At 63.2% G+C, this 24,033-nt stretch carries 27 protein-coding genes, 1 tRNA gene and 1 pseudogene; 14 read left to right on the forward strand and 15 right to left on the reverse strand.

The features are described 5' to 3' along the window. Nucleotides 1-6 precede the first annotated feature (6 nt). Nucleotides 7-201 (reverse strand): DUF1192 family protein, encoded by a 195-nt coding sequence (locus tag AC1DVW_RS19095; protein WP_477246286.1) that lies wholly within the window; start codon nucleotides 199-201, stop codon nucleotides 7-9. Nucleotides 202-314: 113 nt separating this feature from the next. Here AC1DVW_RS19095 and AC1DVW_RS19100 point away from each other — a divergent pair, with 113 nt between their 5' ends. The 3 genes from AC1DVW_RS19100 (at nucleotide 315) to AC1DVW_RS19110 (ending at nucleotide 2,847) form a co-directional block, all read left to right on the forward strand. Beyond that, nucleotides 315-1,325, forward strand: a complete 1,011-nt coding sequence (locus AC1DVW_RS19100; protein ID WP_477246288.1) for an NAD(P)H-quinone oxidoreductase — start codon at nucleotides 315-317, stop codon at nucleotides 1,323-1,325. Between the two features lie 385 nt (nucleotides 1,326-1,710). After that, a complete protein-coding gene (locus AC1DVW_RS19105) occupies nucleotides 1,711-1,851 on the forward strand; it encodes a DUF1127 domain-containing protein (RefSeq protein WP_477246290.1) in 141 nt (46 codons plus the stop codon). A 300-nt stretch (nucleotides 1,852-2,151) separates the two neighbouring features. Beyond that, nucleotides 2,152-2,847 (forward strand): DUF1013 domain-containing protein, encoded by a 696-nt coding sequence (locus AC1DVW_RS19110; RefSeq protein WP_477246292.1) that lies wholly within the window; start codon nucleotides 2,152-2,154, stop codon nucleotides 2,845-2,847. Between the two features lie 81 nt (nucleotides 2,848-2,928). Here the strand turns inward: AC1DVW_RS19110 and AC1DVW_RS19115 are convergent, their stop codons facing one another. The 4 genes from AC1DVW_RS19115 to AC1DVW_RS19130 all read right to left on the reverse strand — a co-directional run bounded on the left by AC1DVW_RS19115 (nucleotide 2,929) and on the right by AC1DVW_RS19130 (nucleotide 4,880). After that, entirely contained in the window at nucleotides 2,929-3,648 is a 720-nt protein-coding gene (locus AC1DVW_RS19115; protein ID WP_477246294.1) for a helix-turn-helix transcriptional regulator, read from the reverse strand. A 67-nt stretch (nucleotides 3,649-3,715) separates the two neighbouring features. Continuing rightward, complete coding sequence (locus AC1DVW_RS19120; RefSeq protein WP_477246296.1) at nucleotides 3,716-4,126, reverse strand: hypothetical protein; 411 nt, start codon at nucleotides 4,124-4,126, stop codon at nucleotides 3,716-3,718. A 15-nt stretch (nucleotides 4,127-4,141) separates the two neighbouring features. Then, the gene (locus AC1DVW_RS19125) at nucleotides 4,142-4,507 is read right to left on the reverse strand and encodes a VOC family protein (protein ID WP_477246298.1); all 366 of its coding nucleotides are present in this window, start codon (nucleotides 4,505-4,507) and stop codon (nucleotides 4,142-4,144) included. A gap of 205 nt (nucleotides 4,508-4,712) precedes the next feature. Continuing rightward, a complete protein-coding gene (locus AC1DVW_RS19130; protein ID WP_477246300.1) occupies nucleotides 4,713-4,880 on the reverse strand; it encodes a hypothetical protein in 168 nt (55 codons plus the stop codon). 276 nt (nucleotides 4,881-5,156) lie between these two features. Here AC1DVW_RS19130 and AC1DVW_RS19135 point away from each other — a divergent pair, with 276 nt between their 5' ends. After that, the gene (locus AC1DVW_RS19135) at nucleotides 5,157-6,110 is read left to right on the forward strand and encodes a ring-cleaving dioxygenase (RefSeq protein ID WP_477325089.1); all 954 of its coding nucleotides are present in this window, start codon (nucleotides 5,157-5,159) and stop codon (nucleotides 6,108-6,110) included. A gap of 62 nt (nucleotides 6,111-6,172) precedes the next feature. Beyond that, nucleotides 6,173-6,334, forward strand: coding sequence for a hypothetical protein (locus AC1DVW_RS19140; protein ID WP_195177932.1), 162 nt, complete (start codon nucleotides 6,173-6,175; stop codon nucleotides 6,332-6,334). A gap of 18 nt (nucleotides 6,335-6,352) precedes the next feature. Here the strand turns inward: AC1DVW_RS19140 and AC1DVW_RS19145 are convergent, their stop codons facing one another. The 7 genes and pseudogenes from AC1DVW_RS19145 to tkt all read right to left on the reverse strand — a co-directional run bounded on the left by AC1DVW_RS19145 (nucleotide 6,353) and on the right by tkt (nucleotide 15,785). After that, complete coding sequence (locus AC1DVW_RS19145; RefSeq protein WP_477325091.1) at nucleotides 6,353-7,066, reverse strand: SGNH/GDSL hydrolase family protein; 714 nt, start codon at nucleotides 7,064-7,066, stop codon at nucleotides 6,353-6,355. 79 nt (nucleotides 7,067-7,145) lie between these two features. After that, nucleotides 7,146-7,900: pseudogene (locus AC1DVW_RS19150) on the reverse strand (DUF899 domain-containing protein). A 174-nt stretch (nucleotides 7,901-8,074) separates the two neighbouring features. Further along, nucleotides 8,075-9,100: a class I fructose-bisphosphate aldolase gene (locus AC1DVW_RS19155; RefSeq protein WP_477325093.1), complete on the reverse strand. Its 1,026-nt coding sequence runs from the start codon at nucleotides 9,098-9,100 to the stop codon at nucleotides 8,075-8,077. Between the two features lie 120 nt (nucleotides 9,101-9,220). Then, entirely contained in the window at nucleotides 9,221-10,417 is a 1,197-nt protein-coding gene (locus tag AC1DVW_RS19160) for a phosphoglycerate kinase (protein ID WP_477325095.1), read from the reverse strand. 112 nt (nucleotides 10,418-10,529) lie between these two features. Further along, nucleotides 10,530-12,419 carry a potassium/proton antiporter gene (locus AC1DVW_RS19165; RefSeq protein WP_477325097.1) on the reverse strand — a complete coding sequence of 630 codons (1,890 nt, stop codon included), beginning with the start codon at nucleotides 12,417-12,419 and terminating at the stop codon, nucleotides 10,530-10,532. 207 nt (nucleotides 12,420-12,626) lie between these two features. Beyond that, nucleotides 12,627-13,637 (reverse strand): type I glyceraldehyde-3-phosphate dehydrogenase, encoded by a 1,011-nt coding sequence (gene gap / locus AC1DVW_RS19170; protein WP_477325099.1) that lies wholly within the window; start codon nucleotides 13,635-13,637, stop codon nucleotides 12,627-12,629. A gap of 156 nt (nucleotides 13,638-13,793) precedes the next feature. Further along, the gene (gene tkt, locus AC1DVW_RS19175) at nucleotides 13,794-15,785 is read right to left on the reverse strand and encodes a transketolase (protein WP_477325101.1); all 1,992 of its coding nucleotides are present in this window, start codon (nucleotides 15,783-15,785) and stop codon (nucleotides 13,794-13,796) included. Nucleotides 15,786-16,045: 260 nt separating this feature from the next. Between tkt and AC1DVW_RS19180 the strand changes: the two genes are divergently transcribed. The 3 genes from AC1DVW_RS19180 (at nucleotide 16,046) to AC1DVW_RS19190 (ending at nucleotide 17,499) form a co-directional block, all read left to right on the forward strand. Beyond that, a complete protein-coding gene (locus tag AC1DVW_RS19180) occupies nucleotides 16,046-16,318 on the forward strand; it encodes a DUF4164 domain-containing protein (protein WP_477325103.1) in 273 nt (90 codons plus the stop codon). A gap of 4 nt (nucleotides 16,319-16,322) precedes the next feature. After that, on the forward strand, nucleotides 16,323-16,688 hold the full coding sequence (locus tag AC1DVW_RS19185) for a cell division protein ZapA (protein ID WP_258606986.1): 366 nt from the start codon (nucleotides 16,323-16,325) through the stop codon (nucleotides 16,686-16,688). A 151-nt stretch (nucleotides 16,689-16,839) separates the two neighbouring features. Then, a complete protein-coding gene (locus AC1DVW_RS19190; protein ID WP_477325105.1) occupies nucleotides 16,840-17,499 on the forward strand; it encodes a peroxiredoxin in 660 nt (219 codons plus the stop codon). Nucleotides 17,500-17,771: 272 nt separating this feature from the next. Here the strand turns inward: AC1DVW_RS19190 and rpoH are convergent, their stop codons facing one another. Together rpoH and AC1DVW_RS19200 are read right to left on the reverse strand one after the other, a co-directional pair. Next, the gene (gene rpoH / locus AC1DVW_RS19195) at nucleotides 17,772-18,683 is read right to left on the reverse strand and encodes an RNA polymerase sigma factor RpoH (RefSeq protein ID WP_477246322.1); all 912 of its coding nucleotides are present in this window, start codon (nucleotides 18,681-18,683) and stop codon (nucleotides 17,772-17,774) included. A gap of 187 nt (nucleotides 18,684-18,870) precedes the next feature. Beyond that, nucleotides 18,871-19,911, reverse strand: a complete 1,041-nt coding sequence (locus AC1DVW_RS19200; RefSeq protein ID WP_477246324.1) for an RluA family pseudouridine synthase — start codon at nucleotides 19,909-19,911, stop codon at nucleotides 18,871-18,873. A 23-nt stretch (nucleotides 19,912-19,934) separates the two neighbouring features. On the opposite strand from AC1DVW_RS19200, the gene AC1DVW_RS19205 reads away from it, so the two are divergent. The 5 genes from AC1DVW_RS19205 to AC1DVW_RS19225 all read left to right on the forward strand — a co-directional run bounded on the left by AC1DVW_RS19205 (nucleotide 19,935) and on the right by AC1DVW_RS19225 (nucleotide 23,235). After that, nucleotides 19,935-20,318, forward strand: a complete 384-nt coding sequence (locus tag AC1DVW_RS19205) for a fimbrial protein (RefSeq protein WP_477325107.1) — start codon at nucleotides 19,935-19,937, stop codon at nucleotides 20,316-20,318. Between the two features lie 30 nt (nucleotides 20,319-20,348). Beyond that, nucleotides 20,349-20,762 (forward strand): VOC family protein, encoded by a 414-nt coding sequence (locus AC1DVW_RS19210; protein ID WP_477325109.1) that lies wholly within the window; start codon nucleotides 20,349-20,351, stop codon nucleotides 20,760-20,762. An 86-nt stretch (nucleotides 20,763-20,848) separates the two neighbouring features. After that, nucleotides 20,849-20,923, forward strand: a tRNA-Glu gene (locus AC1DVW_RS19215). 861 nt (nucleotides 20,924-21,784) lie between these two features. Beyond that, nucleotides 21,785-22,366 carry a VOC family protein gene (locus tag AC1DVW_RS19220; protein ID WP_477325111.1) on the forward strand — a complete coding sequence of 194 codons (582 nt, stop codon included), beginning with the start codon at nucleotides 21,785-21,787 and terminating at the stop codon, nucleotides 22,364-22,366. A 29-nt stretch (nucleotides 22,367-22,395) separates the two neighbouring features. Beyond that, complete coding sequence (locus AC1DVW_RS19225; protein ID WP_477325113.1) at nucleotides 22,396-23,235, forward strand: glutathione S-transferase family protein; 840 nt, start codon at nucleotides 22,396-22,398, stop codon at nucleotides 23,233-23,235. Between the two features lie 143 nt (nucleotides 23,236-23,378). Here AC1DVW_RS19225 and AC1DVW_RS19230 read toward each other — a convergent pair whose 3' ends face one another. Continuing rightward, nucleotides 23,379-23,594 (reverse strand): hypothetical protein, encoded by a 216-nt coding sequence (locus AC1DVW_RS19230; RefSeq protein ID WP_477246341.1) that lies wholly within the window; start codon nucleotides 23,592-23,594, stop codon nucleotides 23,379-23,381. Nucleotides 23,595-23,795: 201 nt separating this feature from the next. Here AC1DVW_RS19230 and AC1DVW_RS19235 point away from each other — a divergent pair, with 201 nt between their 5' ends. Beyond that, nucleotides 23,796-24,032 carry a hypothetical protein gene (locus AC1DVW_RS19235; RefSeq protein WP_477246343.1) on the forward strand — a complete coding sequence of 79 codons (237 nt, stop codon included), beginning with the start codon at nucleotides 23,796-23,798 and terminating at the stop codon, nucleotides 24,030-24,032. Nucleotide 24,033 lies beyond the last annotated feature (1 nt).

Here is a 24,033-nt window from a genome sequence, read left to right on the forward strand (position 1 = left end):
CCGGAATTATCCGCGGCGAAACAGTGCTTCGGCCGCCGACTTGGTGGTGTCCTTGCTCTTGAGTTCAGCTTCCAGCCGGGCAATCTCGTCGCGCAGGATGCCGATCCGCTCGGACAGTTCGCTGAGCGAAAGCAACGACAGATCCTGCCCGATCTCGTGCGGTCGTGCCTTCTTTTTGGGTTCGTCGTCGAAGATCGCCATCGTCGCTCCTCCCTGATTTGGCCATTTGCCTGATTTGGCAATCAGCATACATAGGGCAAGGGCGTGGATGCAAACAGCCGGCCACAAGCAGGCGAAGCAAGACGGGAAATTTCATGGCGAGCGGACAGAGAATTCCGGCCAGGATGACGGCCATCGCGATCACGGAGCCCGGTGGGCCACGTGTGCTGAAGCCGGAGACGCGCGACGTGCCGATGCCGGGTCCGGGCGAAATCCTGATCCGGGTGCGTGCCGCCGGTGTCAACCGGCCGGATGTGCAGCAGCGCAAGGGTGCCTATCCAGCGCCGCCCGGCGCGTCGGACCTGCCGGGCCTTGAGGCGTCGGGCGAGGTGGCAGCGCTTGGCGACGAGATATCGCGCTGGCGTGTCGGCGACCGGGTCTGCGCGCTGACGCCCGGCGGCGGCTACGCCGAGTATGTCAAGGTTCCCGCCGGCAGCGTGCTGCCGCTGCCCGCCGGTTTCACCCACACCGAAGCGGCGGCGGTGCCGGAGAACTACTTCACCGTCTGGCACAATGTGTTCGAGCGCGGCGGCCTGAAAAAGGGCGAGACATTGCTCGTCCATGGCGGCTCATCCGGCATTGGCACCACGGCGATCCAGCTTGCCTCGGCATTTGGCGCCTATGTCATCACCACCGCCGGCAGCGAGGACAAATGCGATGCCTGCCTGAAGATCGGCGCCGACCGGGCGATCAATTACCGCGAGGAGGATTTCGTCGCCGCGGTCAAGGAGGCCACCGGCGGCAAGGGCGCCAATGTCATCCTCGACATGGTCGGCGGCGACTATGTGGCGCGCAATTACGAGGCCGCCGCGATCGAAGGCCGCATCGTCCAGATCGCCGTGCAAAGCGGGGCGGTGGCGAGCGCCGATTTCTCGAAGATCATGGTCAAGCGGCTGACCCATACCGGCTCGACGCTGCGGCCGCGCACCGTCGAGTTCAAGGCGGCACTAGCCGCCGCGCTGGAAGCCCAGGTGTGGCCATTGCTCGGCACCCGCAGGATAGCGCCAGTCATGGACATGATCTTTCCGCTCAGCGAAGCCTGGCGGGCGCATGAGCGGATGGAGGACGGCGATCATATCGGCAAGATCGTGCTCGACGTCGGCTAGGCCGTATCGGTATTCAGGTGAGGCCGGCCTGCAAATGGCGGCTTCCTGCGCTTCCGGCCTTCGCCGGCCGAAGCACCAATGATTGGTCGTGGCAGTTAAGGCTACGGCCGGCGTAGGCCGGTGCTCACGTACCAAAAGTACGCTCCGCTCCGGTTCTCGGCAGCCACCCAGTTTGGTCGCTTCGCGCCCGTCTTCGACTCCGACTCGGCCTGACCTGAATCTCGACGCGCCCTGGCGTGCGGTCGCCCAGACAAGCTGAAGAAAGGCTTAATGCTGCAATGCACAATTGCATTGCGGCCATGCAAAAGCGTCTGTTCAATTCGTGGGCAGCGATGCCTATCTAAGCGTCATCGAAACGAATTGATCCAACAAATGGAGGACTACCATGAACCCGATCCGCGCTTACCGTAACTGGCGTATGTACAATGAAACCGTGCGCGAGCTGAACAAGCTCAACGCCCGTCAGCTCAACGATCTCGGCATCAACCGCGCCGACATCGAGGCAATCGCCCGCAAGGCGATCTGATTTCGAGCCTGGTCCGGTTCGAAAACCGGACCATGCTTTAGAAGCCAGAGCCGCAGCAGACGCTTTGCCGTCGCCGGTTCCGAACCCGCTGGACCCTGTCCGGCGGGTTTTGTCTTTTCAGCTGTTGGGTTCATGGCTTTGGCCGGTCCCGGATTGTGCTGACGCCGCCTTTGCCGCGCGCCCTCCCAAAACCGTTGCGATTTGACCTGAGAGCGGTTATACAGACCGCGAATTTCCCATTTTGGTGGCTCTAAACCACCGCCCGCGCGGGAACGCGGGCGAACGAGAAGGATTTTTGCAATGGCCAATACGCTGCTGATGCCCAAGGCGACCGCCGTCTGGCTGGTCGACAACACCGCGCTGTCCTTCGAGCAGATCGCGCAATTCTGCGGGTTGCATCCGCTCGAGGTCAAGGCGATCGCCGACGGCGAATCGGCGCAAGGCATCAAGGGCATGGATCCGATCATGACCGGCCAGCTGAGCCGCGACGAGATCGCGCGCGCCGAGAAGGACCCGAACCAGCGCCTGAAGCTGTCGGATCCCAAGGTTCGGGTGCCGGAATCCAAGCGCAAAGGTCCGCGCTACACGCCGCTGTCGAAGCGCCAGGACCGACCCAACGCCATCCTCTGGCTGGTGCGCAACCACCCCGAGTTGAAAGATGCGCAGATCTCGCGCCTGGTCGGCACCACCAAGTCGACGATCGATCAGATCCGCGACAGGAAGCATTGGAATTCGGCCAATCTGCAGCCGATGGACCCGGTGACGCTGGGTCTCGCCTCGCAGATCGACCTCGACATGGAAGTCAACCGCGCCTCGCGTGGCCGCGAGCAGCCGCAGCCGGTTGGCGACACGCTGCTGCCGGCGGCTTTGACCGAACGGCTGGTGCCGGCGCCGGAGAAGCCGAAGGACGAGGACGCCGAACTCGACGCCAATGCCGTCTTCGCCAAGCTTTCGGCGCTGAAGTCGAAGAACCCGGATCCGGACGAGGAAGAGTAGGAAGCGGTCGGCCGCAGGCCGATCCAGCATAGCAAAAAGCCGCTTCGAGCGGGCTTTTTTATTGCCAGGATTTTTACGGTTTCAGGTTCGCGCTGCCCGGTCCGGCGCCATGCCGTAATCCTCCGAGCGCTCCACCGCCCGATAGAAATCGGTCAGCTGCTTGCCGCGCTCAGGCTTGAAGTTGCGGCCGGCGATGACCACCGAGGCGAGGCGATCGATGCGGAAGGCGCGGAAATCGTCGCGCATCTCGCACCAGGCGACCAATGTCCACACCTTGCCCCAGAACCACAGGCCAAGCGGCCGGATATCGCGCGCGGTGCCGCGGCCGGCCTCGTCGGAATAGTCGATGGTCAGCACCTGACGCTTTTCGACGGCGCGCTCGATCAGGTCGATTGCTTCCCGTGCGGCATCACTCACCACCCACATCGGCGTGTGGATCTCGGTGCGGGCGATGCGATCCTTCTCGGCGTCGGGCAGCACGGCGCCGATCTTGACCAGCGCCTCCTCGGCGGCCCGCGCCATGGCGGCGCCCCCAAAGGCGCGCACCATGCGGGCGCCGGCGACCAGCGCGACGATCTCGTCACGCGTAAACATCAGCGGCGGAAGGTCGAAACCCTCCCTCATCATGTAGCCGACGCCGGCCTCGCCGTCGATCGGCACCCCGGTCGACTGCAGGTCGGCGATGTCGCGATAGATGGTACGCTCGGAAACCTCGAGCCACGTGCCCAGTTTCTGGGCGGTGACCAGACGGCCACCGCGCAGATGCTGCACGATCTGGAAGAGCCTGTCGGCGCGGCGCATCGTATGGTCCCTTGTTTCTATGCACGTCGTGACCCCAAAACCGGTTCCCGTTTTTGGGCGGCACGCATTATGGTTCCAGCCCTTCGCTCTTGCGCTGCGCGGCAACGAATGCCGTGCCGAAGGACAATTTCTTGGTTGTCGGCGTGTTCGCGTCGAGCACTCGCCAGAATGGTGCAATGTCATTCAACGTCATGCCGCGCTCGAGATCCTCGTTGGCAGCTTCGGCGACAGTGCGCAGATGATAGCCGATGGTGACCGGACATGTCACTTCGGCACCGTGCTCGATGGCGAGCGCGGTGCGCAGGGCACGGACATCCATATCCACGCCTTTGGGAATTGTGCGGATGAAATCGTCGACCTGACGTGCCGTCGGTACCAGCATCGGCTGGCCTTCGACGACGTCGGACATCGTGCGCGGCGTCGGCTTGACGCCGTGAATGCCGGGCGTGTTCAACCTGTCGTTCCAGCTCTTCACCATATGAATGCGTTCCCGCTAGACGAAAAGTCCAAAACTGTTGCCGTCCGGGTCGAGACAATAGGCGAACGTACCGGCCGGGATTGAGATCGCCGGCGAGACGACCTTGCCGCCATTCTCGGTCACCCGTGCCATTGCGTCCTCGATCGGTGCCGCGACCGACAAATGGATGGTCGGGCCGGTTCCTGGCGCTGCCGGCTTTCCGGGATAGACATGCCCCGATGCCAATCGTTCCTGGGCACTGAACATGGCTATCGGATTGGGACCGCTCTCTTCGAGGGTCAGATCGTTCTGCAGCACCGAGGCGTAGAAGGCGCGCGCCCGATCCATGTCAGTGACCGGTATTTCGAACCATGCCGATGCTTTTGCGGGAATGAACGCCATATCTCTCTCCTGACATCGCTGCACTATGGCACGCGGCTCCTGACACCATACTGTCAGGAGCCTTCAGCATGCTCTTTGGTCAGCCGGCCAAACATTTCGATGAAAAGGACATTGCTGTTCGCGCACCGCTTGCTCCATCCCATGCGCGCCGAACCTGTCATGTGGGCGTTGTGACGCCCACATCCAACAGTCGTGGCGAAAAAACTCAATTGCCGCGGATGTGGCGGCCTTCAAACATATCCGGCCAACCAATGTCCTTGCGGACGTCCGGCGGCAGCGAATTCATGAAGCGCTGGGTGCGGATCTCGTTGCGCATCGTCCGGATCTTGCCGACATAGTGCTGGACGCTGCGAAGAATTGTGGAACCGTTCATGGCGACTCTCCTCTGTTTTGATGAGGGCATCATCGCACACCCCTCCTGACAGCAGTCTGTCAGGAGCTTTCAGGGCCTTTGACGATCCTTGCTGCTTGTGCCGGCGTTGCGTTTGAGGCCTGGCGATTGTTCACTTTCGGTGTCGGTGTGTTCGACGTCGTTCAGCCGTCAGCGACGGACTGTCGGCGTTTGCGGCCTTCAGCAACAGGGTCGGCGTTCTGATATGGGAGGAGAACAATTTTCCTTAAAACAGGTCCGCGACCTGGGGAGACGACCATGAGCCTGCAACTGACAGGAATTCACCATCTGACGGCAATCACCGCCAATGCGCCCGGAAATCTTCATTTCTACACGAGGGTTTTGGGTTTGCGGCTGGTCAAGAAGACGGTGAACCAGGACGACACGTCGGCCTATCACCTTTTCTACGCCGATGGCGAGGCGACGCCGGGCAGCGACCTTACCTTCTTCGACTGGCCGGTCGGGCGCGAACGCCGAGGCACCCACAGCATTATCCGCACAGGCCTGCGGGTGGGCAGCGCCGAAAGCCTTGCCTGGTGGAAAGAGCGCCTGGCCGGCGAAAATATCGCGACCGGAGAGATCGGCGATATCGGGGGCGCCCTGTCGCTGGATTTCGAGGATCCTGAGGGCCAGCGGCTGCGTCTTGTCAGCGATGGCGGTGCAGGTGACAGCCACCCCTGGGCGCAAAGCCCGGTGCCGGCCGCGCACCAGATACGCGGGCTCGGGCCGATCGTGATCAGCGTTCCCGACATAACCAACACCGAGGCGGTGCTGACCAGGGTGATGAACATGCGCAAAGGGCGCGACTATGCCTCGCCGGACGGCCAGGGGCAGGTCCACGTCTTCGAAATGGGCCAGGGTGGGCCGGCGGCGGAGCTTCATGTCGCGGTGCAGCCGGGTCTTTCGCCGGCCGGCCAAGGTGCGGGTGCCGTCCATCACGTCGCCTTCCGGGCGCCGGACCAGGCAACGTTGCATCAATGGACGGCGCGGCTGGCGGAGTTCCGCCTGCCGTCAAGCGGCGAGGTCGAGCGTTACTACTTCCGCTCGCTCTACTTCCGCGAACCGAACGGCATCCTGTTCGAGATCGCCACCGACGGACCGGGCTTCACCGCCGACGAGCCGCTGGAGACGCTGGGCGAGAAGCTGGCCTTGCCGCCGTTCCTCGAGCCGAAGCGCGCCGCGATCGAGGCCGGCCTCAAGCTGCTGGCCTAGCGTCTGCCAGGCCAGGCGAAGGAGCGCTTTGACAGCCGGCCCTGATGCTGGTCAAAGGCGGCATGTCGAAACTCCTCGCCCTCGTCATCATCGCCATGATGGCCATCCAACTGATCAAGCCGCTCGGTTGGCCGGGGCTGAAGCGGCGCAGCGATTTCTGGAAGCTGGCCCTGCTGGCGATGGCGGCGATCTCGATCACGGCTGTGCTGGGGCATTGGACCTGAGAGTGGCCGGCCGGCCGTTCATTCGGCGATCACCAGCCCAACGAGATGTTCCGCCCAGGCGCGGTAACCGGCCTCCGATGCGTGAAATCCATCCGACGCGAAGCCGGCCTCGGGGTCGGGGATCGGTAGGCGTGGCGCCGGCACCGCGCCGCGCTCGAAGCAAAGGCGCTCGCCCATGCGGTTCATCTCACTGGCGCGGATCTCGAGGATCTTGCCGAGCAGTGGCGGCATTGCTGGCGCCATCGTGAATTCCAGCACCGGCGACCACACCACGCGCGCCTCCGGCCATTTGGCGCGTAGCGCATAGAGAAGGCCGCCAAATTCCTTCTTGAAGCGTGGCACCGAGTGAAAATTCTTGGTGTCGTTGGTACCGATGGCCAACACGATATGCGTCCACGGATCGGCCGACAGATTGGGCAGGACGTGGTCGCGGATCTGGCCTGATGTCGCCGAATTGAAACCAGCCGCCCGCCAGCGCACGGCACGGCCGGTGCGTTGAGCAATCAGCGCTGCCAGTTGCGCGGCAAGCCCGTTCTCCGAATTGCCGATGCCGACCGAGGCAGCGGAGGAATCGCCCAGCACCAGAAGCGAGATCGCCGGCGCCTTGCCGGCGACATCGTGCATGACCGGGCCTTGCGCCGGCAGCATGCGAGAGGTGCGGCGGCGCACACCGAGCCCTTGCCAGATGTAGACCGGGAAGGCGAGCCAGGTGAGGAGGGCGAGAGGGCGCACAGCGAAGACCTTGAGACAATCAAAGATGTGGACTTAGCGCATCTGGCGTTGCGGGTGAACGACCTTGTGCCGGCCGGTGTCAGGCTCTGCTTTGGTCGCAGCAGTCGTCGCTCTGTCTCCCGGACCTGTCGCCATACTCGTCGTGCAACCGCACCCAGTCCATCAGGCTATGGTAGGGACCTGCCTCGTTGCGGCCTTTCGGCGTCATATCGAGATAGTGATAGGCGCCGATCAGCGGATCGCCGCCCCTGGAGCGCGACATGAAGGTCAGGAAGATGTCGCCTTTCTCGTCCCTGTAGAACACGCTGCTGCCGGGAAGTTCCTTCGACGTCCGGGGACGGGTCTCGAAATTGTAAGTGGTGTCGCCGGCTGCGATCTGCTTGTCGGTGAAGGACACCTGCATGTCGAAGTTGAAGTCCGAGGCGTAGGACGACAGCCAGTCGAATTTCCAGTCCATGCGCTGCTTGTAGGGGAGCAGTTCGGCCAGCGGCGCACGCGACACCACGACCAGCGACACGTCGTGGTTCCTGAGATGCTGGTTGGCGCCGTCGATATGGTCGGCAAGGAAGGAACAGCCTTCGCAGCGGTGATCGGCGCCTGGCCCCAACATGAAGTGGTAGACAATCAGCTGACTTTTGCCGGCGAACAGGTCGGCCAACCGCTTCGGTCCCTGTTCGGTCTCGAAGACATAGTCCTTGCGGATTTTCAGCCAGGGCAATTCCCTGCGCTCGGCGGCGATGCGTCGCGAAACCGCGTCAATTCCTTCTCGCGCGCCAGATGCGCCTTGTGCGCCTCGAACCAGTCTTCGCGCGAAACGACCTTGTTGCGATGCATGAGCTTCTCCCTGTCATTCACCCCAAGGACGTTCGGGTTCGGCGCAAGCCGACATCGCCGCCAGCCTTTTTAGGGAGGAGATAGGCATGCAGATGCCGCCCCCCAAGCCGGGCGGCTGCAAATCAAAACCCGGGCGCATCGGCCCGGGTCCGGATCAAGACAGGCGCGTCGGGGTCAGGCGGCCTTTTCCAGGCTCGCCTGCCATTTTCCGAGCGCCGCCAGATGGTTCATGCGGGCGCGGTGGGCGAAGGCGGCCTGGCCGGCAGCCACATTGGCAGCCTTGCCGCCCCAGGCTTTTTGCGGCGCCGCCTGCAAGGCGCGGCCATAGGAGAAGGTCAGCTTCCAAGGATGCGGGCCGATGGCATTGATGGCGTTGAGGTTGGCGGTCGCCTCCTCGTCCTCCTGGCCGCCGGAGAGAAAAGCGATACCCGGCACCGCGGAAGGCACCGTCTGGCGGAACAGCTTTATGGTCTTTTCGGCGACTTCCTCGGGGCTGCTCACCTTGCCCGATTTCTTCCCGGCGAGAACCATGTTCGGCTTCAGGATGGTGCCTTCCAGCACGACGCCGGCCGCATGGAGCTCGTCATAGAGTTTTATCAACGTCGCCTTCGAGATTTCGCAGCAGGTGTCGATGTCGTGGGCGCCGTCCATCAGCACCTCCGGCTCGACGATCGGCACGATGCCGGCCTCCTGGCAAAGTGCTGCATAGCGGGCCAGCGCATGGGCGTTCGAGTTGATCGAATTTGACGAGGGCACGCCCTTGCCGGTGTCGATGTCGATCACCGCGCGCCATTTTGCGAAGCGGGCACCGAGCTTGTAGTAGTCGGCGAGCCGTTCGCGCAGGCCGTCGAGGCCTTCGGTGACGGTGTCGCCGGGAAAGCCGGCCAGCGGCTTGGCGCCGGCGTCGACCTTGATGCCGGGAATGGCGCCGGCGGCCTTGATGATGTCAACCAGCGGCGTGCCGTCGGCGGCCTTCTGGCGAATGGTCTCGTCATAGAGGATGACGCCGGAGATGTATTTTGTCATCGCATCCTTGGCGCGGAACATCATCTCGCGATAGTCGCGGCGGCTGTCGGCGGTGGATTCGACGCCGATGACGTCAAAACGCTTCTTGATGGTGCCGGAGCTTTCGTCGGCCGCCAGCAGGCCCTTGCCATCGGCCACGATCGCGGCGGCAATGTCTTCGAGACGTTCGCTCATGCTGCTTCTCCTAAAACGGTTTTCCGTGCCAACGGAACTCTACCGCCAAAGGAATGGCGCCGGAAAGCTCGAATCGCTTGAAAGTCCCCGGCGCCGCTGTTCGCTCTCGTGGTGATCGCCTCAGTGCTTCAACACGTCGACGCCGGGCAGCGGCTTGCCTTCCATCCATTCCAGGAAGGCGCCGCCTGCGGTCGAGACATAGGTGAAGTCGTCGGCAACCCCGGCATGGTTGAGTGCCGCCACCGTATCACCACCGCCGGCGACCGAGACCAGCTTGCCGGCCTTGGTGCGCGCCGCTGCGTGCTTGGCCGCCGCCACCGTGGCGTGGTCGAAGGGCTCGATCTCGAAGGCGCCAAGCGGGCCATTCCAGACCAGCGTCGCGGCGCGGTCGATCCATTCGGCGATGGTCTTCACGGTCTTTTCGCCGACATCGAGGATCATGCCGTCGGCCGGCACGTCGGCGATGGCGACGGTCTCGCTGGCGGCGCCCGCCTTGAATTCCCGGGCGACGACGCCGTCGACCGGCAGGATGATGGCGCAGCCAGCCTCGGCTGCCTCGATCATGATCTGCTTGGCGGTCGGGGCCAGATCATGCTCGCACAGCGATTTGCCGACATCGGTGCCGCGCGCGGCAAGGAAGGTGTTGGCCATGCCGCCGCCGATGACCAGCGCGTCAACCTTCTTCACCAGATTCATCAACAGGTCGATCTTGCTCGAGACCTTGGCGCCGCCGACGATGGCGACCACCGGGCGGACGGGATTGCCGAGGCCCTTTTCCAGCGCGTCAAGCTCGGCCTGCATGGTGCGGCCGGCGAAGGCCGGCAGCAGATGCGCCAGCCCTTCGGTCGACGAATGGGCGCGGTGCGCGGCGGAAAAGGCGTCATTGACGAAAATGTCGCCATTGGCTGCCAGCTTTTCGGTGAAGGCCGGATCGTTCTTCTCCTCGGCCTTGTAGAAACGGGTGTTTTCGAGCAGCAGCACGTCGCCCTTGTTCATGGCGGCAACGGCGCTCGCTGCCTTGTCGCCGATACAGTCCGCAGCAAAGCCAACGGGACGGCCGAGCACGTCGGCAGTCGCCTTGGCGATCGGCTCCAGCGAGAATTCGGGCGAGGGACCGTCCTTTGGCCGGCCGAAATGGGCGAGCAGAATGACCTTGGCACCTTTGCCGGACAATTCGGCGATGGTCGGCGCGATGCGCTCGATGCGGGTGGCGTCGGTGACCTTGCCGTCGGCGACGGGAACGTTGAGGTCGACGCGCACCAGCACGCGCTTGCCGGAGATGTTGCCGATATCGTCGAGTGTCTTGAAGCCGGCCATGCTGGTCCCTTTCGCGAAAAATCGCCGGGACCATACCCCGCACCGTCGACGATGCAAGACCTGCGACGAGGCGAGGCGGAAAATATGATCCGGCATTTGGCGTCGGGAGCGGTCAGCTCTCGCTTTGTGTCTTTTCCACCGCCGGTTCCGGGGCTGGTTCCACCTCGGCCTCGCCGTCGGCAATCTGCGGTTCACCGGGCTTGCGCCAGTTGCGGACAATGGCGGAGAGCCGGTCGCGGATTTCGCCGGCACTCAGGAAGACCGGCACCCGCGCCACCGGCGCGGTCGGCTCGAAGGACAGGCCGAGGCCCATGATCTTGCCCTTGTCGTCGACGTCGCGGACGATCAGTTCGATTGGGCCAATCAGCACCCGGTCGGCATATTCGGCATGGCCGCCAAGCCGCGCCGTCACCAAGGCGCCGACGGTGAGCTTTTGCTCTGCCTCGGTCAGGCCCGGCGCATAGGCGGCCTCCAGTTCCTCGGCTGAGCGTGCCGGGTCGACGGCGAAGGCGCCGAAGAAATCGGCATCCTCGGGATCGACCACGGCGCGGCTGGCGAACAATTTGTCGAGCAGGCGCGGATAGCGGTCGGGCACGAAAATGTAGACCTGGTCGCCGGCCGCCAGCCGGCCCATGTCCTGGAAGCGCATCGAGCGCCCGTCGCGCAACACCAGCGAGGGTCGCGCCCAGCGCGGAATACGCTCGCCGCGCGCCACCGGACTGCCCGGTGCGACGCGGTAGGCAAGAAGCTCGTGATGGGCAGAGCCCGGCAGTTCGAGTTCGACCTTGTCCAGCGGTCCGAGCCGCGCCGGCACGATCAGGCCGAGGCGGCGTGCCAGCGGCCCGACCGTCCAGCCCTGGATGACCAGCGACACCAGCACGATGATGAAGGCGGTGTTGAAGATGAGGCGGCCATTCTCCAGGCCGCCGAGCAGCGGCGTGATGGCGAGCAGGATGGACACGGCGCCGCGCAAGCCGACCCAGGACACGAAGGCGACCTCGGGGCGCGGCAGGCGAAACGGGATCAGGCACAGCCAGACGGCAAGCGGCCGGGCGATGAAGATCAGGAACAGGCCGAGCAGCACCGCCGGCACCATGATCGCCGGAAACTGCGATGGCGTCGCGAACAGGCCGAGGATCAGGAACATGATGATCTGCGCCAGCCACGACATGCCGTCCTGGAAGCGCTTGAGAATGGTGACGGCGCGGATGTCGGAATTGCCGGCAACCAGGCCGGCGAGATAGACCGCCAGAAAGCCGGAGCCGCCAATGGCGCCGGCGGCGGCGAACACCATCAGAGACAAGGTCAGCACGAAGATCGGCAGCAGGCCGTGATCGAGATTGAGCCGGTCGACGAGGCGCACGATGGCCATGCCGCCGAGAATGCCGACGACGGCGCCAAGCCCCATGTTGAGCAGGAAGCCGAGGACGAGGTTGGTGACCAGAACCTTGGCTTCGGGATCGGCGTGGGCGGCGATGATCTCGACCAGCGTGATGGTCAGGAAGATGGCAATCGGGTCATTGGTACCGGATTCGACTTCGAGCGTGGCGCGCACGCGTTCGCGCAGGTTGATCTCGCCGGCGCGCAACAGGAAGAACACCGCGGCTGCGTCGGTCGAGGCGACGGCGGCACCGAGCAGGAAGGATTCCAGCCAGGTAAGATCGAGCATATAGTAGGCAGCGGTGCCGAACAGGCCGGTGGTCAACAGGACGCCGACGGTCGCCAACGACAACGCCGGCCCCGCCGCCTGCCGCAAGGCGTTGAGCGGCGTGCCGAAACCGGAATCGAACAGAATGACGGCGAGCGCCAGTGAGCCGGCAAAATAAGCCAGCCGCGCATTGTCGAACTGGATGCCGAGGCCATCGGTTCCGGTGGCCAGGCCGATGCACAAAAACAAGAGCAGGAGGGGAGCGCCGAAGCGGAAGGCGATCAGGCTCGAAAACGCGGCGGCAAGGACAAGCGCGGTGCCGACCAGCGTGACGAGATAGATCGCATGCTCCATCCGTGATTTGCCCCTCGAATTCCTCTTTCTCCCGATTTACGGGAGAGTGGGGCGAAGGCATGGCCAGCGCAAGGCGGGAGGGTGGCTTTTTGCCCTATGCCGCTGATTTTCAGGTATTTTGGCGCTCAGGGCTTCTCCTGAGCCGCTCTAACGAAAAACGCCCGGACAAAGCCGGGCGTTTCGTGTCGCGAGACGATGGTTTCGCAATCAGGCGATGGTCTTGCCGAAGGCGACCGCGGTGTCGGACATGCGGTTGGAGAAGCCCCACTCATTGTCGTACCAGGACAGCACCGAAACGAAGTTGCCGTCCATGACCTTGGTCTGGTCGAGCGCCATGATCGAGGACCGCGGATCATGGTTGAAGTCGATCGAGACGTTCGGATGATGGGTGACGCCGAGGATACCCTTGAGCTTGCCGTTGGAGGCGGCGATGACCGCTTCGTTGATTTCCTGGACGGTGGTCGCGCGCTTGGCGATGAACTTGAAATCGACGACAGAGACGTTCGGGGTCGGCACGCGGATGGAGATACCGTCGAGCTTGCCCTTGAGATCGGGCAGCACCAGGCCGATCGCCTTGGCGGCACCGGTCGAGGTCGGGATCTGCGACAGAGCGGCGGCGCGGGCGCGGTAGAGATCCTTGTGCATGGTGTCCAGCGTCGGCTGGTCGCCGGTGTAGGAATGGATCGTCGTCATCATGCCCTTCTCGATGCCGACGGTCTCGTGCAGGACCGCTGCCAGTGGCGCCAGGCAGTTGGTGGTGCACGACGCGTTCGAGATGATGATGTGGTCCTTGGTCAGCTTGTCGTGGTTGATGCCGTAGACAACGGTGAGATCGGCACCGTCGGCAGGTGCGGAGACCAGCACGCGCTTGGCGCCGGCGGTCAGATGCGCGGCTGCCTTGTCGCGGGCGGTGAAGATGCCGGTGCATTCGAGCGCGATGTCGATGCCGAGTTCCTTCCACGGCAGCTGCGTCGGATCCTTGATCGCGGTGACCATGAACTTTTCCTTGCCGACGGTGATCTGGTCGCCATCGACAGTCACTTCATGCGGGAAGCGGCCGTGCACGCTGTCGTAACGCAGCAGATGCGCGTTGGTCTCGACTGGGCCGAGGTCGTTGACGGCGATGACATCGATGTCCTTGCGGCCGGATTCGTGGATGGCGCGCAGGATGTTGCGGCCGATGCGGCCGAATCCGTTGATGGCTACTCTGACGGTCATTTTTCTCTCCCTGGGAGCTGGAAGGCTGACGATGGGTCCGCAGCTTCATAGCGGCGGACGGACAAAGAATCCAGCCGCAGCGACGTGGATTTAAATCGATTAGGTTGGGCCAGCCCCGCGAAACCGTCTTACCCGATTTCGCGGGGGCTTAGTTCTTTACTTAGCGTGCAGGCGGGTTTCCGCCGCCTTGGCAGCCGCTTCGGCGGTAATGCCGAAATGCGGATAAAGCTGTTCGATCGTGCCGGAAGCGCCGAAGCCGGTCATGCCGATGAAGATGCCGTCGGAACCGATCAGATGATCCCAGCCCTGGCGGATGCCCGCTTCGATCGCCATCTTGATGGGGGCGTTGCCGATCGTCTTCTTGCGGTAGTCGGCGCTCTGCTGGTCGAACAGTTCGAAGCAGGGAACCGAGACGACGCGGGTCGGATGGCCGTGTTTTTCCAGCAATTCACGGGCAGCGACCGCGATCTCGACCTCGGAGCCCGAAGCAAAGATGGTCACCGCCGCTTCACCGCTGGCGGCGACGAGCTCATAGGCGCCCTGGCGGCTGAGGTTTTTGGCGACGAATTCGGTACGCACCGTCGGCAGGTTCTGCCGGGTTAGCGCCAGCGTCGAAGGCGTCTTGTCAGACTCGATGGCCAACTGCCAGCATTCGGCGGTTTCGACCGCGTCGGCCGGACGGAAGAAATTGTGGTTGGGGATGGCGCGCAATGCCGCCATGTGCTCGACCGGTTGGTGGGTCGGGCCGTCTTCGCCCAGACCAATGGAATCATGGGTCATGACGAAGATCGAGCGGATGCCCATCAGCGAGGCAAGCCGCATCGCCGGACGTGCATAGTCGGAGAAGCACAGGAAGGTGCCGCCATAGGCGATGAGGCCGCCATGCAGCGTCAGGCCGTTGATCGCCGCGGCCATGCCATGCTCGCGGATGCCGTAGTGGACATAGCGCTGGCCGTAATCGTCGGCTGTGATGTTCTTGGTCTGGCTGGTCTTGGTGTTGTTGGAACCGGTCAGGTCAGCAGAACCGCTTATGGCCTCAGGCACCGCGCCGTTGATGACTTCCAGCGCCATCTCCGACGATTTGCGGGTGGCGACCTTCGGCTTGTCGGCCGCAAGCTTCTTCTTGTAGTCGGCGATGACGGCGTCGAAATTCGACGGCAGCTGGCCTGCGATGCGACGTTCGAATTCAGCCTTCAACTTGGCGTCGGCCTTGGCCAGGCGGCCTTCCCAGTCGGTGCGGGCCTTGACGCCGGTCTTGCCGGCGCCGCGCCAGGCGTCGAGGATATCGGCCGGAATCTCGAAGGGCGGTGAATCCCAGTTGAAGAACTTCCTCGCGCCGGCGATCTCGTCGGCGCCGAGCGGCGAACCGTGTGCCTTGTTGGTGCCGGCCTTGGTTGGTGCGCCGAAACCGATGGTCGTCTTGCAGGCGATCATCGTCGGCTTGTCGGAATGGCGGGCCGCCTCGATGGCGTAGGCGATGGCTTCCGGATCGGTGCCGTCGATGTGGCTGGCGTTCCAGCCCGAGGCCTGGAAGCGGGCGACCTGGTCGGTGTTGTCGGCCAAGGAGACGGGGCCGTCGATCGAGATGTTGTTGTTGTCCCAGAAGACGATCAGCTTGTTGAGCTTGAGGTGGCCGGCAAGCGCGATGGCTTCCTGGGAAATGCCTTCCATCAGGCAGCCGTCGCCGGCCAGCACATAGGTGTAGTGGCTGACGAGGTCGTTGCCGAAGGCGGCGTTCATGATGCGCTCACCGAGCGCGAAGCCGACCGAATTGGCGAGACCCTGGCCGAGCGGGCCGGTCGTCGTCTCGATGCCGGCGGCGTGGCCGTATTCGGGATGCCCCGCCGTCTTCGATCCCAGCTGGCGGAAGCTCTTGATCTGGTCGATCGTGATGTCCTCGTAGCCGGTGAGATAGAGCAGCGAATAGAGCAGCATCGAACCGTGGCCGGCCGACAGGATGAAGCGGTCGCGGTCGGCCCAGTGCGGGGCCTTGGCATCGTATTTCAGGAAGCGCGTGAACAGCACCGTGGCGATGTCGGCGCAGCCCATGGGCAGGCCGGGGTGGCCGGACTGGGCCTTCTCGACGGCATCCATGGAAAGAAAACGGATCGCATTGGCCATCCGGTCATGTTGTTCACGCGAGGTCATGCTTCCTCCAATATGGGGGGTTGGGGCCTTGGGAGAGCCCTTGAAAAGGGTGCGCGACACATAGCAGGCGCGGCTTTTTAGTCAACAAATCGGTGCGCTTTTGCCGGTCTCGTGATGGTGGTGTCCCGGTACATTAGCGTTAGTGGGGGACAGTCGCGAGAGCTTTGTTGACGTCGCCTTCACACGGCGCCTAATGTTTCCCAGATAACGCGTTCTGAATGCGAATGATTCGGTGATGGGCAGGGCACAGGACTAAGGCCATGACCGGGGAAACGACACTCAAGGAAGTCATCGCCAGGCTGGGTAAAGCCATCGAGGGGCTGGAAAACGCGGTCGCGGCCAAGCTCAAGCATGAGCGGGATTATTCCGAATCCGAGGCCGAGGTGCAGCGCATGAACGCCGACCGTTCACGGCTGGCGCAGGAACTCGACAATTCCGAAGCCCGCGCCGAACGGCTGGAAGACGCCAACAAGGAAGTGTCGCGCCGACTGGTGACCGCCATGGAAACCATCCGCGCGGTGCTAGACAGGTAGGCTCATGGCACAAGTCACGGTTTCCATCGACGGCAAGCAGTATCGGATGGCCTGCGACGAGGGCCAGGAAGAGCACCTGATCGATCTTGCCGAGCGCTTCGACCGCTACGTCTCGCATCTGAAGGATTCGTTTGGCGAGATCGGCGACCAGCGGCTGACCGTCATGGCCGGCATCATGGTCATGGACGAGCTGTCGGAACTGCAAAAACGCGTCAAGGGCATGGAAAGCGAAGTGCTGACCCTGCGCAAGACGCGCGACGACGCGCTGACCAAGGCCGACAAGAACGATTCCGTGCTGACCGGCGCGCTTGGCGCGCTCGCCCAGCGCATGGAAGACCTGGCGACGTCTCTGGCGGTGAAGAAAGCCTGAGCCGCAGAAAATCCTGTCGCCGACTGCCGGCAGGGGCGAAAAATTTTCGCCCGCCGATGGCAATGCCTACCCTCTGAGCGTTTGATCGATGCCGTCATGGTGCTAGGATCGATTGCCGGCGCCGGCCGGTATTTCACAAAGGGGTAGGGTCATGAGTGTTCGTATCAACGATATCGCGCCGGATTTCACGGCGGAGACCACGCAAGGCACGATCAACTTCCATGAATGGATCGGCGACGGCTGGGCTGTGCTGTTCAGCCATCCGAAGAATTTCACGCCGGTGTGCACCACCGAGCTCGGCACGATGGCCGGGCTGGAAGGCGAGTTCAAGAAACGCAACGTCAAGATCATCGGCATCTCGGTTGATCCGGTCGCGAGCCATGACAAGTGGCAGGCCGACATCAAGACGGCGACCGGCCAGACGGTGAATTATCCGCTGATCGGCGACAAGGAGCTCAAGGTCGCCAAGCTCTATGAGATGCTGCCGGCGGGCGCCGGTGAAACCTCGGAAGGGCGCACGCCGGCCGACAACGCCACGGTGCGTTCGGTCTACGTCATCGGTCCCGACAAGAAGATCAAGCTGGTGCTGACCTATCCGATGACCACCGGCCGCAATTTCGATGAGATCCTGCGCGTCATCGATTCCATCCAGCTGACGGCCAAGCACCAGGTGGCCACGCCGGCGAACTGGAAGCGGGGCGAGGATGTCATCATCACCGCCGCCGTCTCCAACGAGGACGCGATCAAGCGTTTTGGCGCCTATGAGACGATCCTGCCGTATCTCAGGAAGACCAAGCAGCCTACCGCATGAGCTTCCTTCTCCCCGTCACTATACGGGGAGAAGGTGCCGGCAGGCGGATGAGGGGCGGCGCGGCGTTCGAGGATGAGCGCGTGCCTGCCTCGCAAAGGCAATTGCTGGAAAAGACAACCTCGCGGCCTTGGCGCTGCCCCTCATTGTCCTGCCGGACATTTCTCCCCGTATAGTGACGGGGAGAAAGAGGCGCGCCACCGCTTTCGCCAAATAAAAACGGCGGCGCCAGATTCTGGCGCCGCCGTTTTGTTATTGCTTAATGCGCGGTGGCTTTACGCCGCCGGCTGTACCTCGATGGTGCGCAGTGCCTGCATCTGGCGCTTGGCCGCGGCCTTGACCGCGTCCTGCACCTTCTCGAAGGCGCGCACCTCGATCTGGCGCACGCGCTCGCGGCTGATATCGAACTCGGCCGACAGCTCTTCCAGCGTCAGCGGCTCCTCGGCGAGGCGGCGTGCTTCGAAGATGCGCCGTTCGCGCTCGTTGAGCACGGCAAGAGCGCCCGACAGCATCCCGCGCCGGTTTTCCAGCTCGTCCTGCTCGATCAGCATCTCTTCCTGGCTTTCGTGGTCGTCGACCAGCCAGTCCTGCCATTCGCCGGATTCGCCTTCGCTGGCGCGGATCGGCGCGTTGAGCGAAGCGTCGCCCGACAGGCGGCGGTTCATCGACACCACTTCGGCTTCTGACACGTTCAGCCTTGTCGCGATCTCGGTGATCTGGTCGGGCTTCAAATCGCCGTCGTCGAGCGCCTGGATCTTGCCCTTCACCTTGCGAAGGTTGAAGAACAGGCGCTTCTGGTTGGCGGTTGTGCCCATCTTGACCAGGCTCCACGAGCGCAGGATGTACTCCTGGATCGAGGCCTTGATCCACCACATGGCGTATGTCGCGAGGCGGAAGCCGCGCTCGGGTTCGAATTTCTTGACGGCCTGCATCAGGCCGACATTGCCTTCCGAGATCACTTCACCGATCGGCAGGCCGTAGCCGCGATAGCCCATGGCGATTTTGGCAACGAGCCGAAGGTGGCTGGTGACGAGCTTGTGCGCAGCCGTGGTGTCCTCATGCTCGGCGTAACGCTTGGCGAGCATGTACTCTTCCTGCGGCTGCAGCATCGGAAAGCGGCGGATTTCTTCCAGGTAGCGGCTGAGGCCGCCTTCGCCGGAAACAATACTGGGTAATGACTGGGCCATGATAGCGCCCCCTCTCTCTTGGAGTGATGCCCCCGAAACGCGGCGGGCATGTGACGCGAACGCCAAAAGGCTCATCCGCGACAACGAATTCATATAGGAACAAAACCAGAAAAGACAGGCATTTGTTCAACACGAAACAGTGTGTCACGCCAAAGTGAACAATGCCGCTCAGGTTTTAGGAGACCGTTCAGAGTTTGCGAAAGCCGCCGACGAGTTCCTCCATGTCCCCCGGTATCGGCGCCTCGAACCTCATCGATAAATGGGTAGTGGGGTGCCGAAATGCAAGGAGGCGGGCATGCAAAGCCTGTCGTGGAAATGCCTTCACCAAGGCCTTCAACGGTTCGGGCAGCCGGTTGGCCTTGGTGCGAAAGGCTTGCCCATAATCGGGATCGCCGACGACGGGATGGCCGATATGCGCCATGTGGACGCGGATCTGGTGGGTGCGGCCGGTCTCCAGCCGGCATTCGACCATGCTCGCCGTGGCGAATTCCTGCTGCTGTTCGCCAAAACGCTCCAGCACGATGAAATGGGTGATGGCGTGGCGGGCGTCGTCGCGCCCCGCCGGCACCACGGCGCGGCGCACGCGGTCGGCGGCACGGCCTAGCGGCGCATCGACCTTTCCGGTCGGCCTCGTCGGTATGCCCCAGACCAGCGCCAGATAGGCGCGTTCGAGGTCGCCGGTCAGGCCGTGGTCGGCAAAGGCTTCCGACAACGCCTTGTGCGCGCGATCGGTCTTGGCGACGACCATGACGCCGCTGGTTTCCTTGTCGAGCCGGTGCACGATGCCTGGCCGCCTGACGCCGCCAATGCCGGAAAGACTGTCGCCGCAGTGATGGATCAGCGCGTTGACCAGTGTGCCGGTCCAGTTGCCGGCGCCGGGATGCACGACCAGCCCGGCCGGCTTGTTGATGACGATCAGCTCGGCGTCTTCGTAAAGCACATCCAGCGCGATCGCCTCGCCTTGCGGTTCGGCCGGCTCCGGTTCCGGCGTCACAACCGACACGCGCTCGCCGGCGGCCATCTTGCGCTTGGTCTCGTCGACCGGCTTGCCGTTGACGCTGACCGCGCCCTGCTTGATCAACATCTGCACCCGGCTGCGCGACATGTCCGGGCCGAGTTGGCCGGCCAGCCATTGGTCGAGCCGCTGGCCGGCCGCGTCAGCGCCTGCTTCCAGCGTGATCGGCGCGGGCTCTATGAATTGCTGGGTCTCTTCGCTATGAGCGCTCATCGAAAAAATTCCGGAATTTTGCCATGGCCAGGCCGCTTGCCGACGAAGACCAGGAAAAACCGCTCGACCCCGAGGTCGAAAGCGTGCGGAAGAAACTCCTGCGCTTCATGGCCATCAATCTCGGCCTGCTGTTGCTCGCCCTTATGGTGGTGATCGGAGCGCTTGTCTACAAAGCCCGCAATGCGCCTTCTGTCAGCCCGCCACTGGCCGGCGACATCCAGGTGCCTGCCGGCGAGCCGCTGACGGGGGACATCGTGCTGCCGGTCGGGGCCAAGATCGTCAGCCAGTCGCTATCCGGCAGCCGCATTTCGATCGACGCCGAACTCGCCGACGGCGGCCGGACGATCTTTGTCTATGACATTGCCGAGCGCCGCATCGTCGGCCGCTTTGCAATCCGCACCAAATAACCGGCCGCAACAAATAACTGAGCGCAACACATGACCGGGTTTGCCGAAAGCCGCCGCATTGCCACCGTCACGCTCGTCGTCGCCGACTATGACGAGGCGATTGCCTGGTATGTCGGCAAGCTTGGCTTTGCCCTCACCGACGACATCGATCTCGGTGACGGCAAGCGCTGGGTGACGGTGACGCCGGCGACCGCGCAAGGCGCGCGGCTGTTGTTGGCCGAAGCCGCGGACGATGCGCAGAAAAGCCGCGTCGGCAACCAGACCGGCGGCCGGGTTTTCCTGTTCCTCGAAACCGACGACTTTGCCCGCGATCATGCAGCGATGCTCAAAAACAGCGTCGAGTTCCGTGAAACGCCGCGCCATGAGCCTTACGGCACAGTGGCGGTTTTTGCCGATCTCTACGGCAATCTCTGGGACCTGATCGAACCGAAGCGCCAGGCTTGAAACGGCCCGGATTCTACAGACAACCGATTGTCCCGAAGCCCCGTTGCTTTTTCTCAGCCGTCAGCCTATATCGCCGGTTCTTGAACGCGCCCATCGTCTAGCGGTCAGGACACCGCCCTCTCACGGCGGGAACAGGGGTTCGATTCCCCTTGGGCGTACCAACAAAATCAATACCTTAGCTTCTCACGACCCCCCGCCCGCGCCACCCGACGATGAGCCCCCCGGGCGGCCCACGATGCATTGCGGTCCGTTCCTATCCCCGCAGGTGTGGCCTTAAGTCGCAAACGAATGGCTTCAGAAGCAAGGCGTCGGGGTTCACTGAAGGCGCAATCGACACCATATAGCGATCCACAGCCTCCAAAACGAGAGAAGCTCGCCCGGACGCGGTCGTATTGCGGCCGTCAGCCGGCGTCGGCTCATGAACCAGGAACCTGAAAACCATCATGTCTAAAAATATCGGACTACCTTCGAGAGACGTCCCCCTCATTCAGCTCGGCGTTTTTCAGTGCCGCTTCCCGGTGAGCGAAGACCGGTCAGTGCCCGGCGGGTACCGCTTTTGCGCTGGGCCGACTTCGCCGGATCGCGTGTACTGCGATCACCACCACACCATTGTGACCGCGGTGGACCCTCGTCGAGCCCGTCCGGGTCTCCAGTTGGCTCAACGGCGCGCCGCGTAGGTTACGTTTTGGTGTGGTGAGCCCTCCGCTCGTGGCGGTGGCCAAGAGCATGCCAGGGTTGGCCGCACGGCGGGAACAGGGGGGTCGATCCCCCCTGGGCGTCCAGGATCTCAAAACATCGTGCTCGGATTCGTCGCTTCTGGCGCGGCGCTGCCAATTGAATTAGCATCACCTCAAAAGCCACGAGCCAAAGGCTCGGGACGGCGCGCAGAACGCCGGGGAACGGATCGGGAAAGGCTGCCAGGCACGCACATCCGCCACGCGCATGCTTGGTTGGCGATGGCGTGCGACGGCCAGAGATCTAAGCTCGCCGCAACGGGCGGGACGAGGCAGGGAGAGGGCCAAATGCAGAAGCTGCAATCGCAGGGCGTCCATCACATCACGCTGGTCGGAGCGGGGCGCCAGACCTCGATCGATTTCTGGGAGGGCGTGCTGGGCATGCCGTTCATCTTCGAGCAGCCCAATCTCGACAAGCCCAAGGAGAGTCATCTCTATTTCGATCCGGGCGACGGAAGGCTGATCACCATCTTCACCGATGAGAGCCGCACGGCGGTCAAGCGGCGCACGCCGACCGATCCGGGTTGCGTCCACCACATCGCATTCTCGGTGTCGCGCGTCACCTTCCTGCAAGCGGTCGCCCGGCTCGACGAGCGCGCCATCAAGCACAGCGGCGTCAAGGATCGCGGCTTCATGGATTCGATCTATTTCGAGGATCCGCTCGGCCTGCTGATCGAGCTCGCCTCCTACCGTTTCGAGCCGCCGGTGGGCTTCACCCATGCCGACGTGTTGATGGAGGCACACAAGATCCGCGTCGCGCGTGGTGACTACAATATTGCGGAAGTGCATCTCGCCGACGCGATCCAGGCGCTGGTCGAGCGTTCCCGCGCAACCTTGTCGGACGACCGGGCACCGAAGAACCCATACTGACGACGAGCCAAACAAAAGGGAGGAACACAATGGCCAAGACAGCGACGAAGAGTGCGAAGAAACCTGCGGCCAAGGCAGCCGCCAAACCCGCAGCGAAAGCGGCCGCAAAGCCGGCGGCCAAGGCAGCCGCCAAACCGGCGCCGAAAGCCAAGGCGAAATCGCCGAAAAAGCCGGCGCTGAAGCTCAGCATTCTGAAGCCCAGCGTCAACAACATGACCGTTCGGGTGTTTGCCCGCGCGGCCGGGTTTGACCCTGCCGAGACCGACGCCTGGGGCCACACGCGCTCGCCCGAATATATGGCGCGCAACCCGGCGCATCTGACGCCGATGATCGAGGACAAGGGCCTACCGCGCGGCGTGCTATGGGAAAGCTGCGCCATCATGCAGTATCTCGCCAACAAGCATGGGTTGGACAAATTCTATCCCAAGGCGCCGGCCAAGCGGGCGATGGTCGACAGCGCCATGTTCTACCTGGTCGGCACGTTCTACCCCTATCTGGCGCGCGCTACCTATCCGGCGCTCGGCTTTGCGCAATATGCCGGCGAGGTCGGACACAGCGACGCCCATCCGGATAAAAAATCGGAGGCCCAGAAGGCTGCTACAGCCGCGATTGCCGAGCCGCTGGAGGTCTTTCACAGCTTCTTCCGGGACGGCAAGCCGTTCATCGGCGGCAACAACCCGTCGATCGCCGACATCCGTCTGGCGGCGACGCTCGAGTTCCTGGCGGTCATCGATTACACGCTGCCCAAATGGGCGAAGGAGTATATGGCGGCGATCGAGAAGAAGCTTGGCAAGGCCTATGCCGAGCCGGCCGCCGATGTTCGCGGGTATATCGCCTATGTGAAATCGCAGGCCACGGCCGCAAGCTAAGGTTTCGTTAACCAAAGCCCTGTCTACTCAAGGGCAATTCATCTCCAACCTGTGACCACGGATGTACTGGCGCGGATGTCGAGGTGGAAGGAAAGGTCGGCCTTGCGCCGGCCTTTTTGTTTTTCGAGGGCTCTCGCCCTGGGTCAATGGTGCAGGCGTCTCGCATTGACATGCCGTTGCAGTTCCGGCGTCTCGAAGACGTAGTCGCTCCAGGCCGATTCCGGAATCTGGCCGGCCATATAGCATTCCAGCAGCAGGCTCTGCTCAGGCGTCAGGGGTCTCGGCGCCCGCTCATGGTCGAGTCCCAGCGAGTGGAACAGGTTTCTGGTCAGGCCAGAGACGGTGAAGTGAATAGACATCTTCGGTCTCCTTAGCACACACAACGCGAGCACACACAACGCGCAGGACCGGGCAAAGGTTTCAGCGGCAAGCGGCCGATGTTGCGGGATCGGGATCCATGGTGCCCCTCAGGCCGTGGCGCCGGGGCGACATGCATCGAGCTGCCTGGAACGCTCTTGCCGTCACGGCGTTGTGACAGGGATCAACCAGGAGCAATCGCCATGGTCACGTTCAGGGAAATGAAGGTGCAGGAGATTGTCGAAGACCAATCTCTGACCACCGATCAGAAAATCGCCAGGCTTCGCGACATCGAATCCGAGGCGCGCGGCTTGCAGCGGGCGGCGTCGGAAAGTTCGATGAGCGACGATGATGGCTGGCAGGATGAGCTGCGCCAGGTGCGTTTCGCGCTGGAGAAGCTCGGCGCCAAGGAGCCTAAAAAGGGCGCAGCGTCGCTTTGAC

Source organism: Mesorhizobium sp. P3_B5 (genome assembly GCF_056402815.1).